The sequence below is a fragment of the Aquiflexum sp. genome (assembly GCF_977115555.1).
This window is the reverse complement of the sequence record NZ_CDSBKL010000404.1, coordinates 1-3,557: the sequence shown is the minus strand read 5'-3', so window position 1 is coordinate 3,557 and position 3,557 is coordinate 1. Positions and strand designations below refer to the sequence as shown.

Sequence of the window (3,557 nt, the reverse complement as noted above, 5' to 3'; positions counted from 1 at the left end):
AACCATTTGAACCATTTTCCATGAAAACCATATACAACCCCACCAAAGCTGAATGGACAAAGGAATTGCATAGGCCAATCCAAAAGACCAAATCCATTGAGAAAATCGTCAAGCCGATCATGCGCAAAGTAGATAGGTTAGGGGACAAAGCTTTGAGAAAATTTGCTTTGGAATACGATCATGTTGTCATCAAAAACTTGCTCGTTACCAATGAGGAAGTACTACATGCCCGCGAACAAATTGACCCTAAGCTTAAGGAAGCCATATTGATAGCAAAGGAAAACATTGAAAAATTCCATGCAGCACAATCCCATCCTGACCTCGTCATGGAAGTAATGGAAGGTGTGACTTGCATGCGCAAATCTGTTCCGATCCAAAGGGTGGGTTTGTATATTCCGGGAGGTACCGCGCCACTTTTTTCGACTGTTTTGATGTTGGGTATTCCTGCAAATCTTGCCGGCTGTGAAGAAATAGTCATATGTACCCCGCCGGATAAGGATGGGAATATACATCCAGCCATCCTTTACACAGCAGACTTGATAGGCATAGATAAGATCGTCAAATCAGGTGGAGCGCAAGCCATTGCTGCCATGACTTTTGGAACCGAATCCGTTCCCAAAGTAGATAAGATTTTTGGTCCCGGTAACCAGTATGTAACTGCTGCAAAGCAGTTGGCAACAAAAAAAGGTGTGGCCATTGACATGCCGGCAGGTCCTTCTGAGGTATTGGTCTATGCGGATAATTCTGCAATTCCATCTTTTGTCGCTGCGGATTTGCTATCCCAAGCCGAACATGGTGTGGATTCTCAGGTGATCCTCGTAGCTAATTCTGAAAAAGTAGCCAAGAAAGTCCTCAAAGAAGTGGAGGAGCAGTTGGAGAAGTTGCCTAGAAAAGACATCGCAAAGCGCGCTTTGGACAATTCTGTAGCCGTTGTCATGGGCAAAGAAGAAAATGCCATCGAGCTGATCAATGACTATGCGCCGGAACATTTGATCATCTGCGTAGAAAACGAGGATTTTGTGGTTTCACAGATCGTCAATGCAGGATCCATCTTTATCGGGAACTTCACTCCCGAGTCCGCGGGAGATTATGCCTCCGGCACCAACCATACTTTGCCAACCTATGGTTATGCCAAAAACTACAGCGGTGTGTCTTTGGATAGCTTTGTCAAGAAAATCACTTACCAGAAGATAACCGAGAAGGGAATCAAAAAACTCGGTCCAACAGTTGAGATTATGGCTGCAAATGAACACCTAGAAGCCCATAAAAATGCTGTCAGCATCCGTCTCAAGTACCTAAAAGAGAAAAAATAATGGCTTTTGATATTCAGAAATTCTTACGCCCCCATATCCGTAACATCAAACCCTATTCTTCAGCAAGGGATGAATATTCGGGCCACTTTGGGGTATTTCTTGACGCCAACGAAAATCCTTATGGTTCACTTACAGGTGAAGCTTTCAACCGCTACCCTGATCCTTACCAGCAGGAAATCAAATCAAAACTGGCTGTGATCAAAAGTGTTTCTCCGAAACAGATTTTCCTTGGAAACGGCAGCGACGAAGCCATTGACCTCTTGATGCGGGCATTTTGTAGACCGGGGATAGACAATATCATTTTGCTTCCTCCTACTTATGGAATGTATGAAGTCTCAGCCTCTATCAATGACATTGCCATCAAAAGGGTGAACCTGACTGAAGATTTTCAACTTAGACCAAAGGAAATCCTTATGGCAGTGGATGAAAATACTAAGATTATTTTTGTCTGCTCACCCAATAATCCCAGTGGCAACAAGATGAAAAGGGAATCCATACTTGAGATTCTAGAAGGCTTTGAAGGATTGGTAGTCGTGGATGAGGCATATATAGATTTCAGCGATGAGGAAAGTTTTACAACAGAATTAGATCAGTATCCAAATTTGCTTGTGATGCAAACCTTCTCCAAAGCTTGGGGACTAGCAAATCTGCGGATCGGGATGGCTTTTGCTTCCCAAGAGATCATCCGCATCCTCAACCTCATCAAACCTCCTTACAACATTTCAGGATTGACGCAGGAAAAAGTCCTTGCCTCACTTGAGAAATCTGATGAGATCGGTAAAGTGGTGAAGGCCATATTGGAGGAAAGAATTAATCTCCAAAAGGATTTGGAAGGATTGGTTTTTGTAAAAAAGGTATTTCCATCCCATGCCAATTTCTTGTTGGTGAAAGTTCCTGATGCCAAGAAAATGTACGATGACCTCGTGTCGGACAAAATCATCGTCAGAGACCGCTCCAAAGTGGTTTTGTGCGAAGATTGTTTGAGGATCACTGTAGGTACAAGGGAAGAAAACGAAGCTTTCCTAAAATCATTCAAAAAACTGGCCGGACAAACTTGGAACTAGTCCAATAACCTAATAACCAAAAACATTTATTTTATAGCCATGAAAAAAGCACTTTTTATTGACCGTGACGGTACCATCATTATAGAGCCTCAGACAGACTTTCAGATCGATAGTCTGGAAGATTTGGAGTTTCTTCCAAGAGTTATTTCAAATCTTAGAAAAATCGCCGAGGAATGTGATTATGAATTGGTGATGGTCACCAATCAGGATGGCATGGGGACTACTTCTTTTCCTGAAGAAAATTTTTGGCCGGCACACAAAAAGATGATGCTTACTTTGGAAAATGAGGGGGTTAAATTCACCAAAGTCCATATCGACAAATCCTTTGACCATGAAAATCTCCCTACCCGAAAACCGGGAATCGGAATGCTGATGGAATACTTTGATGGGACATACGACTTGGCTAATTCCTATGTGATCGGGGACAGAAAGACTGACATCCAATTGGCCAAAAACATGGGTGCCAAGTCCATCTATATTGGTGAACAGGACGATTCTGCTACATTTTGTACCAAAAGTTGGGATGATATTTATAGGTTTCTGAGGATGCCTGCCAGAATAGGTGAGGTTTTTCGCAAAACTTCCGAAACAGAAATCCACATCAGAGTCAATCTTGATGGTTTTGGAAAATGCGAAATTTACACGGGATTACCGTTTTTTGACCATATGTTGGAACAATTAGGGAAGCATGGAGGAACAGACCTGCTGATCGAAGTCAAGGGTGACCTGCATATCGATGAGCACCATACGATTGAAGACACCGCTTTGGCATTGGGTGAAGCGTACCTGAAGGCTCTTGGAGACAAAAAAGGGATTTACAGATATGGTTTCCTATTGCCGATGGACGATGTGTTGGCGCAGGTGGCAATAGATTTTGGAGGAAGGCCTTGGATGGTTTGGGATGCCGAATTCAAAAGAGAAAAAATAGGAGACATGCCGACAGAGATGTTTTTCCATTTCTTCAAGTCATTCAGCGATACCGCCAAATGTAACCTGAACATCAAAGCCGAAGGTACCAACGAGCACCACAAGATCGAAGCGATTTTCAAAGGCCTAGCCCGTGCAATCAAAATGGCGGTGAAAAGAGATACAGCTGCCTTGAATCAGTTGCCTAGTACGAAGGGAGTGCTTTAATTTGAAAATGAATCTATTGTCCGACGGTTTTGAACCGTCTGACAAT

3 protein-coding genes are annotated in these 3,557 nt (G+C 43.0%); all 3 read left to right on the top strand.

Annotated features, from left to right (window positions below; genetic code table 11):
- Positions 1–20 precede the first annotated feature (20 nt).
- Genes hisD through hisB form a run of 3 tightly spaced genes read left to right on the top strand, consistent with a single transcriptional unit; the run spans position 21 to position 3,511 of the window.
- Positions 21–1,313 carry a histidinol dehydrogenase gene (gene hisD / locus ACZFYI_RS17425; RefSeq protein ID WP_462525401.1) on the top strand — a complete coding sequence of 431 codons (1,293 nt, stop codon included), beginning with the start codon at positions 21–23 and terminating at the stop codon, positions 1,311–1,313.
- Entirely contained in the window at positions 1,313–2,377 is a 1,065-nt protein-coding gene (hisC, locus tag ACZFYI_RS17420) for a histidinol-phosphate transaminase (protein WP_462525400.1), read from the top strand. The genes hisD and hisC overlap by 1 nt, the downstream gene beginning before the upstream one ends.
- 39 nt (positions 2,378–2,416) lie before the next feature.
- Entirely contained in the window at positions 2,417–3,511 is a 1,095-nt protein-coding gene (gene hisB, locus ACZFYI_RS17415; RefSeq protein WP_462525399.1) for a bifunctional histidinol-phosphatase/imidazoleglycerol-phosphate dehydratase HisB, read from the top strand.
- The last annotated feature ends 46 nt before the right edge of the window (positions 3,512–3,557 follow it).